The organism is Duganella zoogloeoides, assembly GCF_034479515.1.
Taxonomy (GTDB): Bacteria; Pseudomonadota; Gammaproteobacteria; order Burkholderiales; family Burkholderiaceae_D; genus Rugamonas; species Rugamonas zoogloeoides.
Genome location: NZ_CP140152.1, coordinates 5183774 through 5203196, shown reverse-complemented (window position 1 = coordinate 5203196; position 19423 = coordinate 5183774). Strand labels below are relative to the sequence as shown.

The window sequence follows — 19423 nt, the reverse complement described above, 5'->3', positions numbered from 1 at the left end:
CGGGTTCAGTCCCGCGATGACTTCCCGTGTCGCGGGAATTTTTTTAGCGCTGAGCGGAGAGGTGGGTCAGCGCGTCGCCGGTGACGCGGCAGATGCGCCAGTCGGGCATGATGGTCGCGCCCATGCCTTCGTAGAACGAGATGGCGCTGGCGTTCCAGTCCAGTACCGACCACTCGAAGCGGCCGCAGTCGCGCTCGGTGGCGATTTGCGCCAGCGCGACCAGCATCTGCTTGCCGTAACCGCGGCCGCGCATGGTTTGCTTGACGTACAGGTCTTCCAGGTAAAGGCCTTTCTTGCACAAGAAGGTGGAGAAATTATGGAAGAACAGCGCGAAGGTGACGACTTCGCCGTCGGTTTCGCCGACGATGGCCTCGCAAGTGGGCTTGTCGCAAAACAGCGCTTCGTGCAGCATGGCTTCGTCGGCGACGACCATGTGTTCGAGCTTTTCAAATACGGCCAATTCGAAAATCATGCCGAAGATGGCAGGGATGTCGGCCGGTTCGGCCGGGCGGATGATCAGTTCTGATGTACTCATGTAGTTTTGACGGTAACAGAAGGTGGTTGCAACGCCCAGGCGACGCTGGACAGACACAATACCATGCCTGCCCATTCGATCGCGCCGGGACGGTAATGTTCAAGCTGGATCGACAGCAGCACCGAGATCACCGGCGTGACCACGCCGATATAAACGGCCTTGTCCGAGCCGATGCGGTGGATCAGCGTGAAGTAGGCGGCAAACGCGATTACCGAGCCGAACAGCGACAGGTACAGCAAGCCCGCCCAGTACTGCGGTGCGCCGGACACGGTGAACTGCTGGCCGCTCACCAGCACCCACGCCGCCACCAGCAGGCTGCCCCAGGTCATGGCCCACGCCATGCCCAGCAGCACATTTGGCGACTGTTCGCGCACCTTGATGACCAGCAGGTTGCCGACCGTGCTGGCGATGGTGGCCAGCAGCGCCAGGACCAGGCCCAGCAGGAAGTGGCCGTTGCCGCCGGCTGACAGGTCGCGCCAGGCGCCGGCAATCGAGTGCGAAAACAGCAGGATCACGCCGAGGATGGCCACGCCGCCGGCCGCAAAGGTGCGGCGGCTGACCGGGGTGCCGAAGGCGTAGCGGTTGAACAGCGGGTTCCAGAACACCATCAAGGCAAACAACACCGCCACCAGGCCGGAGACCAGGTACTGCTCGGACGTGTAAGTGCAGATATAGCTGAGCGCAAACGTGGCCAGTCCCTGCGCCAGCAACCAGCGCTGGGCACGCCATGGCAGCCACAGCTTGTCGCCGCGTATCGCGCACCAGGCGAACAGCACCGCGCCGGCCAGGCCGAAGCGGTAGGCCACCGAGACGGCGGGCGCAACGTCGCCCAATTGCAGCGTGATGGCGAAGAAAGTGGAGCCCCAGATCAGGCAGGCGGTGACGAAGAGCAGGGGCGTTGACATCGAACAAGTATAGCTGTCCGGCCGGTAACTTGCCTAGCCGCCATTTTTTAAAACGGTGCAACAGCCGTGTTGGCTTCTCTCATTAAATTATGTAAAGACAAGAGAAAATTATCAAAAATGAACTATGATGAATTCGTGCCTACATCACTTGAACCGGAGGCGGTCATGAACACCGCGCTGCAAATTAAAGTAGTTTCCGTGATTCTCTACGTTGCCGTGAGCACCGCCCTGGTGCTGATGCTGTCCGAAGAACCGATCCAGAGCGCAGTCCAAACCCTGTTCGGCCACTCGTTGTTTCGTTGACGCTACAATTGCCGCCATCTTCAATCAAGGATGGCGCAATGGAACGAAAACAGTGCTTTGCCCCGGTCGTCAATGCCAACACGCGGCTGCTGGTGCTGGGCAGCCTGCCCGGCGAAAAATCGCTGGCCCAGGCGCAATACTACGCCCACCCGCAAAACCGCTTCTGGATGCTGATGTCGGCCGTGATCGGCACCGACCTGGTGCCGCTGCCCTATGAGGAACGCCTGCAAACCCTGCTGCGCCACGGCGTCGGTGTCTGGGACGTGGTGGCCGAAGCCCACCGCACCGGCAGCCTCGATAGCGCCATCCGCCACCGCGACGACAACGACCTGCCGGCCCTGCTGGCCAGCCACCCCCACATCACCGCCATCGCCTTCAACGGCGGCACCGCCCACAAGCTGGGCCTGAAAGTGCTGGGCGAACATGCCACGCGCTACCGCATCGCGGCGCTGCCGTCGAGCAGCCCGGCGTATACCCTGGCGTATGCAGAGAAGCTGGCGCGGTGGGAGATGTTGAGGGAGTTGCTTTTGCCTGGCACCAGGTGACCCATCCCGGCCTCATTCCTCCCGCGCCACTACCCGCACCACCGTCTCCAGGTAATCCACAAAACCCATCCTCAAATACAACTGGTGCGCCGCTTCGTTGTTGCGCATCACGTGCAGGAACGAGGTGTCGCCGCGTGCCTGGTGGCGGTGGACCAGCTTGCCGATCAGTTGGCGGGCCAGGCCGCGGCCCTGGTCGTCGGGGTGCGTGCAGACGCCGCTGATTTCGCATAGACCGGGTGCGCGCAGGCGTTCGCCGGCCATGGCCATCAGGCGGTCGCCGTCGAAATAGCCGAAGTAGTCGCCCAGTTCGATGGTGCGGATGCCGAACGGGCCGGGCTTGCACAGGTTGGCCAACTCCAGTGCTTGCGGCGCGTGGTGCGGTTGCAAGCGTGCGGCATCGGGCGCCGGATCCGATGCCGGCATGCCACCGGCCCAGGCCATGCGATACATGGTGGTTTCGGCCTCGATGCGCCAGCCGGGCGGGGCGGCGCCGGTCCAGTTTTCGCAGTAAAAATGTTCGCCCGGCGCGCAGTGCGGCAGCAGCGCGGCAAAGTCGGGCGCAGTGCTGTCGGCAAAGGCTAGAATGGGCGAGAAGCCGGCAGTGTAGCGGCGCGCGCCGCCGTCGCCGCTGGCATGGCAGGCATGCGCACCGGTCAGGGTGTGCCAGAAGATATCGTCGAGTAGCTGGTTGCGTTCCATGTCTTATTTTAACGTACACAAAATAGTCAGGCGGCTGATCACCTTGAGCAGCCCATGTCGCTGCGCAAGATCGGCTACACCTACCTCGCGTGCGAAACCTTTTACCCGGCCATCAGCGCCCAGCCCAGGTACGTCACCGCTGCCCATGGCTACTATGTGCGGGAGCCGGCGTTCGCCACGTTCGTCAACGACGCCATCGCCAGCGGCTGGACCCTGGTTCCCTATGAACACATACAGGACGCCAGCGTGACCGACCAGGCAGAGCGCGCCAGCCTGCGCGAGGCCGGCCAGGCCAGCAATATCTACGAGCGCATCTTTGCCCGCGACCCCAAGGCCAAGGTATTGATCCACGTGGGATACAGCCACTTGAACAAGACGTCCGTCAGCGGGCGGACGATGATGGGGGCGCACCTGGCGGAAAAACTGGGGCCGAACGCCACGCTGCACGTGGACCAGACGGCGTTGTTTGCCCATGCCGACCGTACCCGCGAAAGCCCGGCCTACCGGCCGCTGCTGGCGAAGTTTGCGGCCACCGAACCGTTTATTTTGCAGCGCGCCGACGGCAGCACCCCGGTGCTGCTCAACCAGTCCCGTTTCGTCGATATGCAGGTGATCTTCCCCGACTACGGCTACCAGCACGGCCGTCCCGCCTGGTTGATCGGCCTGGCCGGCCGCACTGCATCGCCGGTGCCGGCCGCACTGCATCGCCGGTGCCAGCCGCGCTGCTGCCGGCGGCCGGCCGGCGCCTGGTCCTGGCGTACGACAAGGCCCACGGCGCCGATGCACTGGCAGTCGATGCCGTACTGGTGCAGGCCGGACAAGCGGCGCCGTCATTGATGCTGCCGCCGGGCGAGATGCGCCTGGAAACGCAGGAGTAAGAAAAAAGTAAGCGCCAGCGCCTCAGTTCGGGTTGGCCGCCGCCGCCCGTAACCGGCTGCGCTTGGCGGCATACAAGTCGTGGGTATCGCGCGAGGTGCTGTTGTCGATCGCCGCTTGCAGGTGGCGTTCGGCGGCGCGCACGTCGTGCAACTGGTAACTGGCGACCGCCAATAAATAGTGCAGCTCGTGGTAGTCGGGCACCCGGTCCAGTTCGCGCTGGAACAGTGTGCGGGCGCGGCTGTAGTCGCCGCGCGCCAACGCTTCCTGGCCCTGGTTGTAGAAGTAGAACGGCGGATACGGTTCGAGCAGGCGCAGCCGTGCTCGCAACAGCGCCGCCTCCTGCGGACGGTGCGCGTTCTCCAGTGTCTGCGCCAGGTTGGACAAATAAATGGTGTTGTCGGGTGCTTCGCCCAGCGCATGGCGCAGGGCCAGCTCGGCGGCCGCCAGGTCGCCGTGGTGCTGGTAGATCACACCGAGGGTGTTGTAGGCGTTGAGAAAATCCGGGGCCGCGGCGATGGCCTGCCGCGCGGCCCAGTAGGCGTCGTCCAGGTGTCCGGCCGACAGCAGCTCGGCGGCCCGGTTGTTGAGGTACATGGCCACCACCGTGCGCTCCGCCAGCGGCAGGGCGCGGCTGCGCGCGGTGTCCGGAATCGGGATGAAATCGACCACCAGCGGCTGGTTCGATTGCAGCGTATAACCATTGCTGGCGTCGATGCGTTTGCGGTCGAGCACCAGGTTCACATGGTTGCTGGAAAAATACAGATTGCCGCTGCGGCTCCACACTTCGCCCACGTCGATCTGCTGGAATTGCACTGCAAAGTTCAGTTCGCGCGCCAGCGCGGCGGTCATGATGGCCAGCGACAGGCAGTTGCCCGAGCGCGCCGCGAAGGTTTCTGCTGCGGTGCGGGTGATGACGGAATCGTACTCGAGCTTGAGCTGGTCGCGCCGGTACAGCGCGTTGAACAGGGCCTGGCGCTTGTCCGTGGTCTTTTTCGCGCTGTCGATTTCGTCGTGCAGGTAGCGCCGCATGGCGTCGTCGAGGGCGAAGATATTGGCCGTGTTGATCGGCTTGTCGGGCTGGTGGAACGCCTGGTCCTGGAACAGGCCGGGCGGCGGTGGGCGCGTGGCGCCGAGGCTGGCGCAACCCGATAACAGGCTGCAAGTCAGCAGCAGGGACGCGAACAGTCCCAGCCGCAGTGGTGTCGATGGCTTCATGATCGTCTCCTTCGGCGCACGCTGGTGACGTACGCCGCTGCGGCGCACCATGCCGGCACCGCAAGGCAGCGGACTCTATGTCCCGCTTGAAGGAAAAGTATCCGCCGCTATCGCACCGAAGTCAAAGACAAAAAAAGCGTGCTCAGCCCAGCGGCCGCACGTCCACCGCGTTGCCGTCGGCATCGAACCGCAGCGCCACCGAGATATCGGCCAGGCCGATGCTGGCCAGCGCATCGCGCAGGTCGTCCACTTCCACTTCCAGGTCGGCGGTCAGGTCGAGCGGCTTGTCGGCCGTGGCCAGCACGGTGGCGCCGGCGGCAAGCTGCACGCGCAGCAGCATCTCGTCGTCGATGTCGGTGGGAGCGATGATGGCGGACAGCTGCTCCGGCGCATGGCCGGCCATCGCGCCATTCATGGTGGCGAGGATTTGCAGGGTGGCGTATTCGGCCAGCGCCTGTTCGCGCGCGCCGAAGAACAAATCCTGGTACAGGAAATTGAGCGTGAGGGCGGCATCAAGTCCACGGCCACGGCCCAGGCAGCGCGCCACCAGCGGCGCGAAGTCGGCGGTCCATTGCTGGTAGGCGTCGGCGCGCCTGGCGAAATAGGCGTCGGCTGCTTTTTCGCTTTTCGGCACCTGGTAGAACGGATCGTCGGCGCGTTTCAACGCGAAGCCGACCAGGAAGCGCACTTCCACCGCGCTGTCGTCCGGGCCAAAGGCGGTGGGCGTCCAGCCGTGCGACATGCTGCGCTCCAGGGCGGGAGCTGCCGTGAGTTTTTTCTCGGTCAGCGAGTTGGCCGCTTCGCGCAGCATGGCGTGCAACTGGCCGTAGCTGATGCGTTCGATTTCTTCGAGGTCATAGGCATGGCTCACCAGCACGACTTTCGCCTTCGGGCTTTCCAGGCCGGCGGCGGTCAGGCTGTCGAGCACGGCGTCGTAGGCGGCGCTGTCCTGGAAATCAAAAGCGGGATCGAGGCCGCCCTGGCTGTGCACGAACACGGGAATCGCAAACGCGTCGATCTCGATGTCGGCCGCACCTTCGCGGCGCAGCACCAGGTTGGCCGCGCCTTCTTCGATGGCGTTTTTCAGGTAGCGGTAGCCGTCCACCGATTCGTCGCGCGCCAGTTCCACCGCGCCGTACAGCACCTCGTCCTTGCCTTGCGTGAGCAGGCGGCGCAGCAGGCGCTGGAACTCGATGGCTTTTTGCGCCAGGTCGGCGCGGGTGGCGGCAGCGACGATGTCGGGATTGGCTTCGCCGTCCGACAGGTCCAGCGCCAGCGCGCACAGTTCGGTGGTGTTCTGCTCGTCCTTGACTTCAGGCGAGGTGGCGGATTTGCGGGGGACGGGACGCTTATTCTTGGGCATGCGGAAGGGGGATCTTTATCGTTCGTTGTGGAAGGCTTCGTTGAGCTCGTCGAGCAGGTCGGCCGCTTCGTCCTCGGTCAGGCCAAGGTGCTGGCACGCCAGTGCGCCGCCTTTTTCCCATTCGTGGGACAGGGTGCGGCCGAAGAAGCGCGCGATGCCTTTTTCGGCCAGCAGCGTGAGCGCCACCAGCGAACGCACGGCGTCGTCGGTGGCGGGATCGTCGAGCACGCGGTAGTCATGGTGCAGCAGGATGGCCCACGAAACGTCGGGCGACAGGCCCCAGTTGCGCGCCAGCAGGCAGCCGATGGCGGCGTGGTTGGTGCTGTAGCGCTCATCTTCGATTTCGGTGAAGCGGCGCACCGGTTCGTCGCAGGCGTCGTCGTAGGTGGCGGCGTAGTCGGCAAAGCGGTCCATCAGCAGCGGCACGCCGATGTCGCAGAACAGGCCAAAGGTATGGGCGATGTCGGCCGGCGCGATGCGCAGCTTGCGCGACGTGAACATCAGCGCTTGCGCGCGCCGCATCGAGATTTCCCAGAACGCGCTCAGGTCGGCGCCCTGGCCGTCGATGGCGCGCCGCGCCAGCAAGCCAGTCAGGGTGGACGCGCACATATCGACGCCGAGGAAGTTGATGGCCTGCTCGACCGACTTGGCCTTGCGGGCGGCGCCGAAAAACGGCGAGTTGGCCAGCTTGAGCAGGGCGCCGGACATGCCGACGTCGTTGCCGATGATGCGGGCCATATTGCGTGGCGACGGGTCGGCCTTGGCCAGCTCGCGCTGCAAGTCCACCAGCAAGCTCGGCCTTGGCGGAATCCGGATGGAACGCATCAGCGCGTCTTCCACCGCGTTTTCTACTGGCAAAGCTGGGGCTGCAACTGTGGTCATGGTACGGGATCGTTGGAATGGGTGGGAGGCGCAAAAGCGGCACATGCGTACCCGTCATTATCGCCGCAAGCGCGGGCCCGCTGCGTGATTTTCTGGTTTTTTTATTGCTTTATGACCATATTTGGCCCATCAGGTGTGTCGCGTGCGCACGTTTAATAACGTTTTGTCAGCGTTTTTGTGGCTTCCCTTACAATGTAGCCATGAGCAAAATCATTGCCGGAATTGATTTCGAAGCGCCTTCGGAGGTGGTGGCGCGCCAGCTGATCGGCGTCACATTGCTGGTCAACGGCGTGGGCGGGCGCATCGTCGAGACCGAGGCCTACGACCGCGAGGAACCGGCCTCGCATTGCTATATCGGCGAAACGCCGCGCAATTTTTCCATGTTCGGCCCCCCGGGCCGCAGCTATGTGTACCGTTCGCACGGCATCCACTGGTGCCTCAATTTCGTCTGCCGCGAGAACGGTCACGGCGCCGGGGTGCTGCTGCGCGCGATCGAGCCGCTGGTGGGACTCGAGCAGATGCGCGAACGGCGCGCCCTGGCAGACGAACGGCTGCTGTGCTCGGGGCCGGGCCGGCTGGCGCAGGCGCTGGGCATCACCCGCGCCGACAACAACCTGCCGCTCGACGGCGCGCCGTTCACGCTGCTGGCAGGCGATCAAACCGTGGAGGTGCTAACCGGCCCGCGCATCGGCATTTCGAAAGCCGTGGAGCTGCCGTGGCGCTTTGGCCTGGCGGGCTCGCGCTTTCTGAGCAAGCCGTTCCGCCAGTGACGACGGCGCCTGTTCCACCGCTTCGGTCACCGCCGCGTCGCTGGCGGTAGAGGAGCCCACCTGGAACACCGACACCGCGTGCGACAGGTGCACGGCCTGCTCCTGCAGGCTTTCCGCCGCGGCTGCCGCCTGCTCCACCAGCGCGGCGTTCTGCTGGGTGACATCGTCCATCTGGCCCACCGCCTGGTTCACTTCCGCGATGCCCTGCGCCTGTTCCGCGCTGGCCGCGCTGATGCGGGCGATGATGTCATTCACCTGCTGCACCGACGCGACGATGTCGACCATCCGCTCGCCAGCCTGGTGCACCGAGGCGCTGCCGCTGTCGATGGTGGCCACCGACGCCGAGATCAGCGCGTTGATCTCCTTGGCCGCCGCCGCCGAGCGCTGCGCCAGCGTGCGCACTTCCGACGCCACCACCGCGAAGCCGCGTCCCTGTTCGCCGGCGCGCGCTGCTTCCACCGCCGCGTTCAGCGCCAGGATATTGGTCTGGAACGAGATGCCGTCGATCACGCCGATGATGTCGACGATCTGGCGCGAACTGGCGCGGATGGTGGCCATGGTCTGCACCGCCTGCTGCACGGCGGCGCCGCCGCGCTGCGCCATGTCGCTGGCGCCCGCCGCCAGCTGGCACGCTTGCCTGGCGTTGGTGGCTGTTTGCTGGACAGCCTGGGTCAGGCTGTCCATGGCGCTGGCGGTTTGTTCCAGCGAACTGGCCTGCATCTCGGTGCGGGTGGACAGGTCCTGGTTGCCGCTGGCGATTTCGTGTGCGGCCGTGTCGATCGACCGCACCGCGCCGAGGATGGTGGAGATGGTCCTGGTCAGGTTGCCCATGCTCTGGTCGAGCAGGCGCGCGGTGTCGGCGATTTCGTCGCGGCCGCTGTTGGTGCTGCTTGCGCCCAGGCGGCCTTCGGCCAGCGCGATCACCACCGCGCCGATGCCGCGGATATCGCGCAGCATGGCGCGCCGCACCGCCATCGTCACGCCCAGGGACAGCGCGATCGACAGCAGCACCAGCACCGCCATGGCGGTCGCCAGCGTGCGGAAGTCGGCGCTTGCGCGCGCGTGGGCCTGCTCGCTCAGCTTCTTTTCAAGATTCGACAACTGCGCCAGCTGGTCGTTAAGCACCAGGAACTGCTTCTCGGCGCGGGCCATGGCGTTGGTGGCGATGCTCTGGTCCATCTGCGCCATGTCCATGGTTTCCAGCACCGCCTTGCGGTACTCGGCCAGCGCCTTCAACGACTGTTCGACGTAGCGCCGCTCGTCGCCGTGGGTCGCGGCGGAAGCCAGGCGCCGCAACTGGTCTTCGATGCCGGCGTGGCGGGTCTTGATCTGCAGGCCCAGCTCGTCGAGGCGGCTCTGGGCGAAGCTGCCGTTGACCCACGCCAGCAACTGGTAGATATGGGCGTGGGCGTAGCGCGCCTCGCCGGCCACGTCGGCCGTGGTTTTCAGGCGCGCGGCGCGCACCTGCACCAGGTTTTCCAGCGAGGCGTTCTGGCGCACCATGCCGATCGACGCGGCGCCTGCCGTGACGATCAGCAGTACCAGCACCAGGCCGGGCGCGAGCAGCAGTTTGGGGCCGATCCGTAGTTTGTTCAGCATGGCGCTCTCCGGTAAGTATGGCGTCACTTCTTGTAGATGCCGGCTTCGAGCACGACGTCGCCCACGCGCAGGATGTAGGTGGTCTTCGGTTCGAGCTTGCCGGAGGTGGGATTCTTGTACTGGTAGTCGACCCAGCCGCTGCCCTTGCTGGCGGCCAGGTCGATGATCTCGCGGCGGTATTTTTTGCCGCTGGCGTCCGGCACGTCGGTCAGGTCCTTGCCGACGATGGACGGGTTGACCGGGTGCGCCAGCACGATGCCGGTTTTCAGATCGCGGATGTCCACGTACAGCGAACCCTGGATGAAGCTCGGATCGCGCGCGGCCACCTTGCGGATCATCTCGTCCTTGCCATGCGCCTTGATGAAGGCGGCGCCGCGTTCGGCCATGGCGATGGCGTCTTTTTCGGTGGGGTCGGCGGCGCGCACCGGCAGGGAATAAAACGACAGCATGGCGGCAGCGGTAAAGGTGGCCAGTACGGGTTGCAGTTTCATGGCGAACGTCCTTGCGAGAGGGGAGGGAGCTTTGAACTGTACCGGCGCGCCAGCCTGCGCAAATTGCGGTGCCGCAAGTAATAGCCTTAAGGAAATTCCTTCTGTGGCCAAGTCGCAACTTGCCGCAAGGCCCCAAATTTTTCCATAAATCACTTGATATCTGGCAATTTCCGGGCGGTGCGAGCGTCCTAGCATCCAGTCTCCGATTGATCACCGCCACAGGAATCCGCCATGACCACCGCCATCCCCGCCAAGTTCAAACCCTATACCCGACAGACCATCACCCACGCCCGTCAATGGGAATGGCTCACGCCCGACCTGCAGGAAGCCGTGCAAGTGGTGTCGCACGTGCTGCCGTTTCGCACCAACGAATACGTGCTCGATCAGCTGATCGACTGGAACAACATCCCCGACGATCCCATTTACCGGCTGGTGTTCCCGCATCGCGACATGCTGGCGCCCCGGGATTACGCGCAATTGCGCGAGCTGGTGCTGGGCAATGCCAATCCGGAGGCGCTGGCCGCGCTGGTGCGCAAGCTGCGCTTGCAGATGAACCCGCACCCGGCCGGGCAGATGACGCACAACGTGCCGCACCTGGACGGCGTGCCGCTGCGCGGCCTGCAGCACAAGTACAAGGAGACGGTGCTGTTCTTCCCCAGCGCCGGCCAGACCTGCCACGCCTATTGCACCTTCTGCTTCCGCTGGCCGCAGTTCGTCGGCATGGACGACCTCAAATTCGACGCCCGCGAATCGACCGAACTGGCGGCCTACCTGAAAACCCAGCCGCAGGTCACCGATGTCCTGATCACCGGCGGCGACCCGCTGGTGATGAACACCCGCTCGCTCGAGGCGTTCATCGAACCGCTGCTCGCGCCCGAGCTGGCGCACATCCAGAACATCCGCATCGGCACCAAGTCGGTGGCGTATTGGCCGCAGCGCTTCGTCTCCGACCGCGACGCCGACGATTTGCTGCGCCTGTTCGAACGGGTGGTAGCCGCCGGCAAGAACATGGCCATCATGGGCCACTACAACCACGCGGTGGAACTGCGTCAGGACATCGCTCAGCAGGCGGTGAAACGCATCGTGAACACTGGCGCCACCTTGCGCATGCAGGGCCCCCTGATCCGCCACATCAACGAAGACCCGAAAAGCTGGGCCGAGCTGTGGCAGACCGGCGTGCGCCTGGGCGCGATCCCGTATTACATGTTCGTCGAGCGCGATACCGGACCGCACGATTACTTTCAGCTGCCATTGGTGCGCGCGCACGAGATCTTTCAGGCCGCGTACCAGAGGGTGTCGGGCCTGGCGCGCACCGTGCGCGGACCGTCGATGAGCGCCTTCCCGGGCAAGGTGGTGATCGACGGCGTGGTCACCATCGGCGGCGAAAAAGTCTTTGCGCTGCAGTTCCTGCAAGCCCGTAACCCGGACTGGGTACGGCGGCCGTTCTACGCCAAATTCGACCCGCATGCGACCTGGCTGGACGACCTGAAACCGGCCTTCGGCCACGACAAATTCTTCTTCGAGGAAGACGGTGGCAGCCGCAGCGAGCATGGGCACATGCCAAGCGACCGCAAGGTGATCCAGCTGGTGCCGGCCAGCAGCCGCGCGGCCGGCAGCAACTGTGGCGCGTCGACTATTCCGGACACCGCGGACAAGGCCAGCGCACCGAGCGCTGCGTAACCGCATGCGCCATATCGCCCCCGCCGGCCAGGCCGCCTGCACCGGCCACGCCGACCGCACCGGCCACGCCGCCTGCACCGGCCACGCCGCCTGCACCGGCCACGCCGCCTGCACCGGCCAGGCCGACCGCACCGGCCACGCCGCCTGCACCGGCCAAGTCGCCTGCACCGGCCAGGCCGGCCACGCTGACCACACCCCGCCGGTGCCGGCCGCCACCGCGTCGCCCCTGTCGCCGCGCATGGTGTTCCTGGTGGTGTTCCTGCCGTTCGCGCTGGGCCACTACCTGTCCACCCTGATGCGCATGATCAATGCCACGCTGGCGCCGGACCTGACCGCCGCGCTGGCGCTCACGCCCGGCCAACTGGGCCTGCTCACCAGCGCATTCTTCTTCGCCTTTGCGCTGGCGCAGTTGCCAGTGGGCGTGGCACTGGACTGCTGGGGGCCGGCGCGGGTGCAGTTGCCGATGCTGGTGATCGCCGCGCTGGGCGCGCTGGCGTTCGCGGGCGGGCGCGATTTCGCCCAGTTGCTGGTGGCGCGCGCGGTGATCGGGCTGGGCGTGGGTGGCTGCTTCATGGCGGCGGTGAAAGCGCTGTCCACCTGGGTGACGCCGGCGCGGCTGCCGTCGGTGCAGGGTTACCTGATCGCCGTCGGCGGCCTCGGGGCGGCGTCGGCCACGCTGCCGGTGCGCATCGTGCTTGAACATAGCAACTGGCGCAGCCTGTTCATCGGCCTGGCGTCGGCGCTGATGTTCACGGCGGCGCTGATCCGGCTGCTGGCGCCGCCGCAAGCGGCCACCGTTCAGCGCCAGCCGCTGCGCGCGACCATGGCCGAGATTTGCCGCCATCCGTCGTTTCGCGAGGCGGCGCAACTGGTGCTGGTGCCGCACATGGTGTTCTTCGGCATCCAGGGCCTGTGGATCGGCCGCTGGCTCGGCGACGTGGCCCGCTACTCCGAGGACCAGGTCAGCTGGCTGCTGTACGTGGGCATGGGCGCGGTGATCGCCGGGGCCATCGCGGTGGGCATGATCACCGAGTGGGCCGGGCGCCGGGGCGTGCGGCCGGTGCGGGTGGCGGCGGCCGGCGTGGCGCTGTTCGTCCTGGTGCAGGCGGGGCTGGTGTGCGGCTGGCGGCCCGGCTGCGCCTTGCTGGCCGTGCTGTTTACGCTGGTGGGCACGGTCACCGGCATCGAGTACACGATGGTGGCGCAAGGCTTGCCGGGCCGGCTGACCGGGCGCGCCGCCACTTGCCTGAACCTCCTGATTTTCCTGGGCGCGTTCGCAGTGCAGGCCGGCTTTGGGCTGGTGCTCGATTGCTGGCGGCCCAATGGCCATGGGCAGTATCCGGCGCAGGCCTACCAGGCGGGATTTGCCTTGCTGGTCGCGCTGCAAGTGCCGGGGCTGGCGTGGTACGGTTGGCGGCGCTGGAGGCGCCCGGCGCGTTCCGGTAGAATGGACCATCACCCGGCCACCAGCACCAGATAAGACCATGACCGACGCCTCCGCTCCATCTTCCGTGCTCGCCTCCCTGCCATCGTCGTGGCAGGACTGGATCACCGATAACCTGGCGCGCGGCTGCAGTGCGCTCGACATGGCCAACAGCATGGCGCGTTCGGGCCAGTACACCATGGACGTGGCGCGCGCCGCGCTCGACGAGGCCGTGCGCCAGCGTGGAGCGGGCAGCGACGCCGGCGCCAGTATTTTCAAGCCGGCCCAGGTGATGCCGTTCATCGACACCACGCGCAACCGGATCGTGGTCGATCAGCGCGAAGTGGAGGTGCTGTTCGTGCTTAAAAATCCGCAGGTGATCTTGCTCGGCAATGTACTCGCCAGCGAAGAATGCGACGCCATCGTGGCGCATTGCGGCACCCGTTATACGCGCTCCACCGTCACCGGCGCCGACGACGGTTCGAGCGTGGTGCACGAGGGCCGCACCAGCGACATGGCGTTCATCGAGCGTGGCGAGGCCGAAATCGCCGAGCGCATCGAGCGGCGCCTGGCGGCGCTGGCGCACTGGCCGGCCGAATGCGGTGAGCCGTTCCAGCTGCAAAAATACGCGAGCACGCAGGAATACCGGCCCCACTACGACTGGCTCGACCCCGACACCACCGGCCACCGCAGCCACCTGGCGCGCGGCGGCCAGCGCCTGGCCACCTTCATCCTGTACCTGACCGACGTGGAGCAGGGCGGCGGCACCATCTTCCCCGGGCTGGGCCTCGAGGTGTATCCGAAGAAGGGCAGCGCGCTGTGGTTCCTCAATACCGACAGCAACCACCAGCCCGACCGCCAGACCCTGCACGGCGGTGCACCGGTGGTCAAAGGCACCAAGATCATCGCCAACAAATGGCTGCGCCAGGAGCGCTACGGCTGAGCCAGAGGTAGAATGCCAGGTCCTGTACCATTTGAAAGCAAACCATGAGACTTGTGCGCTACGGCCGACCCGGCAAAGAACAACCTGGCCTGATCGACGACGAGGGCAAGCTGCGCTCGCTGTCCGCGGTGATCGACGATATCGACGCCGCGCAACTGGCTCCCAAGGCCCTGCGCAAGCTGGAAAAAATCGACCCGGCCACGCTGCCGCTGGTGCGCGGCAACCCGCGTTTCGGCGTGCCGGTCAAGCACGTGGGCAAATTTGTCTGCATCGGCCTCAATTACTCGGACCACGCGGCCGAAGCCGGCATGCCGCTGCCGAAGGAACCGATCGTGTTCATGAAGGCGATCACCGCGCTCACCGGCCCGGACGATCCGATCATGCTGCCCAAGGGCTCGAAGAAAACCGATTGGGAAGTGGAACTGGGCATCATCATCGGCTCGCGCGCGCAGTACGTGACCGAAGAAGATGCGCTCAAGTACGTGGCCGGCTACACGGTCGTCAACGACGTTTCCGAGCGTTCGTACCAGCTCGAGCGCGGTCCGCAATGGGACAAGGGCAAAGGTTGCGACAGCTTCGGCCCGGTCGGTCCGTGGCTGGTCACGCCGGAAAACATCGGCAACGTGCAAGACCTCGACCTGTACCTGGAAGTGAACGGCAAGCGCATGCAGACCGGTAACACGTCCACCATGATTTTCACGGTGGCGCAGATCGTCAGCTACCTGTCGAAGTTCATGACCCTGGAGCCGGGCGACGTGATCGCCACCGGCACGCCGCCCGGCGTGGGCATGGGCCTGCCGAAGCCGCGCTTCCTGAAAAAAGGCGACCAGGTCCGCCTGGGCATTCCCGGTCTCGGCGAGCAGCAGCAGGAAGTGATCGACTGGAAGCCGCGTAAAGCTTGATCTAGTTGGCGGCAGTCTTGGCTGCCACGTCCGGCAGGCTGTCGAGCAGGGCCAGCACGTCGTCGCGGGTTTCGCTGGAAAAGCCCATTTGCGCGGTGACGCTGATCTTGCCGTTGGCGTGCTGGATGGTGCTGAAGTTGGCGATGCCCAGCGTGCGTTCGAACAGGATCACTTTTTTGCCGCTGTTGAGGTCAGTTGCCGAAATTTTCGACAGGCCACCTTCCTGCGACACCAGGATCGGACGGCCCGGCACATTGAACCAGTTGATGCGCCAGAAGTAGTGGCTGAGATGGCGCGAACCGTTCGGTTCGTATGCGCTTTCGAACGTGTCCATCTGCTGGCACTTCGCGATCAATATATTTTTTTGCTTGCACATGCTCATCACCTGCACCTGCTTGTCCTCCAGCGACACGCTGACCGGGACCAGGCGGTTGCTCTCGATCTGGAGCAGTGCGTAATCTTCCTTCTTGCCCAGGCCGAGCGTATTGCCGAGGCTTTTCACCGAACTGAACAGCGCACCCAGCGAGTTGCCAGGCTGGGTGCCGTTCGATTCCGGCGTGCGTTCGAGCAAAATGTAGCCGGTATTGGCGATGTCGCCGTTCTGCAGCGCGGCAATCGAGTATGCCTCCGGCGCCACGATATTGGTGGTGCCGCTGCCCGGCACGTAGCGGAAACCGGTGTTGTCGCGCGCCACCACGAAGCCGCGCGACGACGGGATCAGGCGGTAGCCGGTAAAGCGCTTGCCGGTGGCGGTGGTCACCTGCCACAGCGCACCCTGTTGATAGGCGGTGGCGATGGTCACCGGTTCCTGGGTACTGAGCGCGCGGCCCGATTTGAGGATGAACTCGCCGGTATGGGCTTCCGCCAGGTAGGTGTAATCGCCGGATTGGGGGTCGAAGGCGTAGCTGCTGATCTTGCCTTCAGGGTCGATGTAGCGCTTGCCGTTGATGGCAAACCCGTCGCGGAAACGTTCGAACTGCACGCCCTCGGCCAGCACCGGGAATTTGCTGAAGGCAGCCGCCAGGTCGGCCTCGGTGCGCGCTGCCGCCACTGGTCCGGCTGCTTGCGCCGGTGCTTGCGCCGGTGCTTGCGCCGGCTGCGCAGCGCCGCCCATCTGCTGCTTCAGCAGCAGCGTCAGCAACTGCTTTTGCTGCTCGGGCGTCAGATTGTCGAGGTTTTGCGCTTGCAGCGGTACGGTGGCAAACGATGCGGTGAGCAGCAGGGCGGCGATACTTTTTTTCATGAGTAGAGCAGGGGCAGTTGGGGAAATATTAATTATAGGCAAATAATAAATCTTTTTGGTAACAATATTTACCAATAGAAATAATCCTCCCCAACCATGTTGTTTATTGCGCACTGGTAATAGCTTGCGCGACGGCTTGTGCCAGCCTGTCGGTGATCTCGGCCAGGTCGGCATCGCTGGCGATGAACGGCGGCGCCAGCAGCACGTGGTCGCCGCGCACGCCGTCGATGGTGCCGCCCATCGGGTACACCATCAGCCCGCACGCCATGGCATGCTGTTTGATCGCCGCGTGCAGTTTTAGCGCGGGATCGAATGGCTGTTTGGTGTCGCGGTCGCGCACCAGTTCCACCCCGATCAGCAAGCCCCGGCCACGGATATCGCCCACGTGGGGATGGCGGCCCAGCGCCTCGCGCAGCAACGTGCGCAGCACGGCGCCACGGCCGGTTACTGCGCCCAGCAGGTTGTCGCGCCGGATCACCTGCTGCACCGCCAGCGCAGCAGCGGCGGCCACCGGGTGGCCCATGTACGTATGGCCATGCATGAACACGCCGCTGCCGTCGCGCAGCCGGTCGATGATGGGCGTGCGCGCCAGCACCGCGCCGATCGGCTGGTAGCCGGCGCCCAGTCCTTTACCCAACACCACCAGGTCGGGCAGCACGCCTTCCTGCTCGAACGCGTACAGGGTGCCGGTGCGGCCCATGCCGCACATCACCTCGTCGGCAATCCACAGGATGCCGTACTTGTCGCACAGGCTGCGCACGCCGCGGAAGTAGCCGGGCGTGGGCGGCACGGCGCCGGCGGTGGCGCCCACCACGGTTTCGGCGCAAAAGCCGATGACGCGCTGCGGGCCCGTGGCGATGATGGTGTCTTCCAGCTCGCGCAGCAGCGCGGCCGTGTAATCCTCGGTGGTCTGGTCCGGCGCGCGGTCGTGGTACTCGAAGCACGGCGCCACGTGCGGCACGTCGATCAAGAGTGGTGCAAAAGGCTTGCGGCGCCACGCGTTGCCGCCGATGGCCAGCGCGCCCAGCGTGTTGCCGTGGTAGCTCTGGCGGCGGGCGATGAACACGCTGCGCTGCTCCTCGCCGTTTTCCACGAAATACTGGCGCGCCAGTTTCAGCGCGGTTTCCATCGCCTCCGACCCGCCCGACACCAGGTACACGTGATCGAGGTCGCCCGGCGCATCACTGGCCAGCCGCGTGGCCAGTTCCTCGGCCGCCTCGCAGGTGAAGAAGGCCGTGTGGGCGTAGGCGTTGCGGTCAATCTGGGCGTGCATGGCCGCCAGCACCTCCGGGTGCGCATGCCCCAGCGACGACACGGCGGCGCCGCCGCTGGCGTCGAGATAGCGGCGGCCTTCGCGGTCGTGCACGATCATGCCGGACGCGGAGCCGACTATTGGCGGCATATGGCGCAGGTTACGGTGAATCAGGTGAGTCGGGTGACTGGCTGGGTGGGGGCGGTTCATGGACATCCTTTCTGGCAAGTGGATTCTTATGATTGCCAACAGACAATAGCCGCGTTCAGCTTGTCTTCTGTTGATCCATGCCGCACCATGGCCAAAAAACTTTACTAGGAGCAAGGACATGACCGATCGCCTGGGACCGATACCGTTCGCGCAGATGAGCGCCAGCCAGCAAGTCGCGGCGCAGGCAGTGATCGACGGCCCGCGCGGTGCGCTGTACGGGCCGTTCGTGCCGTTGATCCGCAGTCCCGAACTGATGTCCGCCGCCCAGCGCATGGGCGAATACCTGCGCTACCGCAGCGCCATCGGCACCCGCCTGACGGAACTGGCGATCCTGGTCACCGCGCGCCAGTGGAGCCAGCAGGTGGAATGGGCGATCCACGCGCCGATTGCGAAGGAGTACGGCATTGCCGACGAAACCATCGCGGCCATCGCCGAACGGCGCCGGCCGCAGGAACTGCTGGCCGACGAGGAATTGGTGATTGAATTCTGCCTGCAACTGCACCAGCAACAGCGTGTGGACGATGTCACCTACGCCGCTGCACTGGATGCCTTCGGCGAACACGGCGTGGTGGACCTGATGGGCATCAACGGCTACTACACGTTGCTGGCGATGGTGATGAACGCGGCGCAGACGGCGGTGCCGCAGACGGAGGCGCCGGTGTTGCCGGAGTGATTCGCGGTGATTGCGAGAGAACGAGAAAATAGTGATTTGACTGTCAACTTCGGCGCCTCGCCCACCTCACTCCCGCAATACTTTCACAACCTGCAGGCCACACTCACCGCCGACGGCCCCGGCTTCAGCGCCTGGTGCCCGACCACGGCGAAGTGGCGTTCGAGCTGCATTACGGTCGGACATTGCTGGAATCGGGCGCGCTAGGCCAGCACGCGCTTCAACCACGCACTGATGTCATTGACCTCTTCCTGGCACAGCGAATGTTGCATCGGGTAGTCATGCCACTCGACGTTGTAGCCCCATTGTTGCAGCAGGTCGCGCGAGGCGGTGGCGCGGGCGAGCGGGACTACCGGGTCCATGCGGCCGTGGGCCATGAAGACCGGCGTCGCCAGGCTCTCCTTGGTGAATTCGGTCGTGGCCTTGGCGGCGATCGGCAGGTAGCCTGACAGGCACATCAGGCCGGCCAGTTTTTCCTTCTGGCGCAATCCCGTTTGCATGGTCATGGCGCTGCCCTGCGAGAAGCCGGCCAGGATGATCTTGTCGGCGGCGATGCCGCGTGCTTTTTCGCGGGCGATCAGCGCTTCCACTTTGACTTGCGAGGCGCGCAGGCCTGCTTCGTCTTCCTGGCGACCGAGGTCGGTGGCGACGATGTCGTACCACGAGCGCATCACGTAGCCGCCGTTGACGGTGACCGGCATGGTGTCCGCATTGGGGAAGATGAAGCGGATCGGCGGCAGGCCGCGCAGGTCCAGTTCCTGCAGCATCGGCACGAAGTCGTTGGCATCGGCGCCCAGGCCATGCATCCAGATAATGGCGACGGTGGGATTGGCGCCGGTTTCTTTTTCGATGGTTTGCAGCAGGCTCATAGGTTTCCTCGGTTTAGCGATTGCAGGGGCGGGCAAAACAGGTAT

General features: G+C 65.1%; 20 protein-coding genes. 9 read left to right on the top strand and 11 right to left on the bottom strand.

The features are described 5' to 3' along the window. Positions 1 to 43: 43 nt before the first annotated feature. Together SR858_RS22955 and SR858_RS22950 are read right to left on the bottom strand one after the other, a co-directional pair. Positions 44 to 535, bottom strand: a complete 492-nt coding sequence (locus SR858_RS22955) for a GNAT family N-acetyltransferase (RefSeq protein WP_019923227.1) — start codon at positions 533 to 535, stop codon at positions 44 to 46. Then, positions 532 to 1440, bottom strand: coding sequence for a DMT family transporter (locus SR858_RS22950; RefSeq protein ID WP_019923226.1), 909 nt, complete (start codon positions 1438 to 1440; stop codon positions 532 to 534). Before SR858_RS22950 ends, SR858_RS22955 begins: the two co-directional genes overlap by 4 nt. A 165-nt stretch (positions 1441 to 1605) precedes the next feature. Between SR858_RS22950 and SR858_RS22945 the strand changes: the two genes are divergently transcribed. After that, positions 1606 to 1743 (top strand): hypothetical protein, encoded by a 138-nt coding sequence (locus tag SR858_RS22945; RefSeq protein WP_019923225.1) that lies wholly within the window; start codon positions 1606 to 1608, stop codon positions 1741 to 1743. Between the two features lie 38 nt (positions 1744 to 1781). Then, positions 1782 to 2288: a DNA-deoxyinosine glycosylase gene (locus SR858_RS22940; protein WP_019923224.1), complete on the top strand. Its 507-nt coding sequence runs from the start codon at positions 1782 to 1784 to the stop codon at positions 2286 to 2288. A gap of 12 nt (positions 2289 to 2300) precedes the next feature. On the opposite strand, the gene SR858_RS22935 is transcribed toward SR858_RS22940, so the two are convergent. Continuing rightward, positions 2301 to 2987, bottom strand: coding sequence for a GNAT family N-acetyltransferase (locus tag SR858_RS22935; RefSeq protein WP_019923223.1), 687 nt, complete (start codon positions 2985 to 2987; stop codon positions 2301 to 2303). Positions 2988 to 3041: 54 nt separating this feature from the next. On the opposite strand from SR858_RS22935, the gene SR858_RS22930 reads away from it, so the two are divergent. Further along, positions 3042 to 3824: a hypothetical protein gene (locus tag SR858_RS22930; protein WP_026637537.1), complete on the top strand. Its 783-nt coding sequence runs from the start codon at positions 3042 to 3044 to the stop codon at positions 3822 to 3824. Between the two features lie 63 nt (positions 3825 to 3887). On the opposite strand, the gene SR858_RS22925 is transcribed toward SR858_RS22930, so the two are convergent. The 3 genes from SR858_RS22925 to SR858_RS22915 form a co-directional block, all read right to left on the bottom strand. Continuing rightward, positions 3888 to 5081, bottom strand: a complete 1194-nt coding sequence (locus SR858_RS22925; protein ID WP_322534002.1) for a tetratricopeptide repeat protein — start codon at positions 5079 to 5081, stop codon at positions 3888 to 3890. A gap of 142 nt (positions 5082 to 5223) precedes the next feature. Next, a complete protein-coding gene (locus SR858_RS22920; RefSeq protein WP_019923221.1) occupies positions 5224 to 6444 on the bottom strand; it encodes a DUF2863 family protein in 1221 nt (406 codons plus the stop codon). 15 nt (positions 6445 to 6459) lie between these two features. After that, entirely contained in the window at positions 6460 to 7326 is an 867-nt protein-coding gene (locus tag SR858_RS22915; protein WP_026637536.1) for an HDOD domain-containing protein, read from the bottom strand. Between the two features lie 200 nt (positions 7327 to 7526). Between SR858_RS22915 and SR858_RS22910 the strand changes: the two genes are divergently transcribed. Further along, positions 7527 to 8096: a DNA-3-methyladenine glycosylase gene (locus SR858_RS22910; protein WP_019923219.1), complete on the top strand. Its 570-nt coding sequence runs from the start codon at positions 7527 to 7529 to the stop codon at positions 8094 to 8096. Here the strand turns inward: SR858_RS22910 and SR858_RS22905 are convergent. After that, positions 7998 to 9695: a methyl-accepting chemotaxis protein gene (locus SR858_RS22905; RefSeq protein ID WP_019923218.1), complete on the bottom strand. Its 1698-nt coding sequence runs from the start codon at positions 9693 to 9695 to the stop codon at positions 7998 to 8000. The genes SR858_RS22910 and SR858_RS22905 overlap by 99 nt on opposite strands. A 23-nt stretch (positions 9696 to 9718) precedes the next feature. After that, positions 9719 to 10144, bottom strand: a complete 426-nt coding sequence (locus SR858_RS22900; RefSeq protein WP_152885105.1) for a cache domain-containing protein — start codon at positions 10142 to 10144, stop codon at positions 9719 to 9721. A gap of 273 nt (positions 10145 to 10417) precedes the next feature. On the opposite strand from SR858_RS22900, the gene SR858_RS22895 reads away from it, so the two are divergent. The 4 genes from SR858_RS22895 to SR858_RS22880 are packed head-to-tail and all read left to right on the top strand — an operon-like array spanning position 10418 to position 15134. Next, positions 10418 to 11866 (top strand): KamA family radical SAM protein, encoded by a 1449-nt coding sequence (locus SR858_RS22895; RefSeq protein WP_019923216.1) that lies wholly within the window; start codon positions 10418 to 10420, stop codon positions 11864 to 11866. Between the two features lie 4 nt (positions 11867 to 11870). Continuing rightward, positions 11871 to 13346: an MFS transporter gene (locus tag SR858_RS22890; RefSeq protein ID WP_154820014.1), complete on the top strand. Its 1476-nt coding sequence runs from the start codon at positions 11871 to 11873 to the stop codon at positions 13344 to 13346. Positions 13347 to 13350: 4 nt separating this feature from the next. Then, on the top strand, positions 13351 to 14232 hold the full coding sequence (locus SR858_RS22885; RefSeq protein ID WP_019923214.1) for a 2OG-Fe(II) oxygenase: 882 nt from the start codon (positions 13351 to 13353) through the stop codon (positions 14230 to 14232). Between the two features lie 44 nt (positions 14233 to 14276). Further along, positions 14277 to 15134, top strand: coding sequence for a fumarylacetoacetate hydrolase family protein (locus tag SR858_RS22880; protein WP_026637535.1), 858 nt, complete (start codon positions 14277 to 14279; stop codon positions 15132 to 15134). A 1-nt stretch (position 15135) separates the two neighbouring features. Here the strand turns inward: SR858_RS22880 and SR858_RS22875 are convergent, their stop codons facing one another. Together SR858_RS22875 and SR858_RS22870 are read right to left on the bottom strand one after the other, a co-directional pair. Beyond that, positions 15136 to 16377, bottom strand: coding sequence for a hypothetical protein (locus tag SR858_RS22875; RefSeq protein WP_019923212.1), 1242 nt, complete (start codon positions 16375 to 16377; stop codon positions 15136 to 15138). A gap of 103 nt (positions 16378 to 16480) precedes the next feature. Then, positions 16481 to 17839, bottom strand: a complete 1359-nt coding sequence (locus SR858_RS22870) for an aspartate aminotransferase family protein (RefSeq protein WP_026637534.1) — start codon at positions 17837 to 17839, stop codon at positions 16481 to 16483. Between the two features lie 118 nt (positions 17840 to 17957). On the opposite strand from SR858_RS22870, the gene SR858_RS22865 reads away from it, so the two are divergent. Beyond that, positions 17958 to 18512 (top strand): carboxymuconolactone decarboxylase family protein, encoded by a 555-nt coding sequence (locus tag SR858_RS22865; RefSeq protein WP_019923210.1) that lies wholly within the window; start codon positions 17958 to 17960, stop codon positions 18510 to 18512. A gap of 200 nt (positions 18513 to 18712) precedes the next feature. Here SR858_RS22865 and SR858_RS22860 read toward each other — a convergent pair whose 3' ends face one another. Further along, on the bottom strand, positions 18713 to 19378 hold the full coding sequence (locus SR858_RS22860) for an alpha/beta hydrolase (RefSeq protein ID WP_019923209.1): 666 nt from the start codon (positions 19376 to 19378) through the stop codon (positions 18713 to 18715). Positions 19379 to 19423 lie beyond the last annotated feature (45 nt).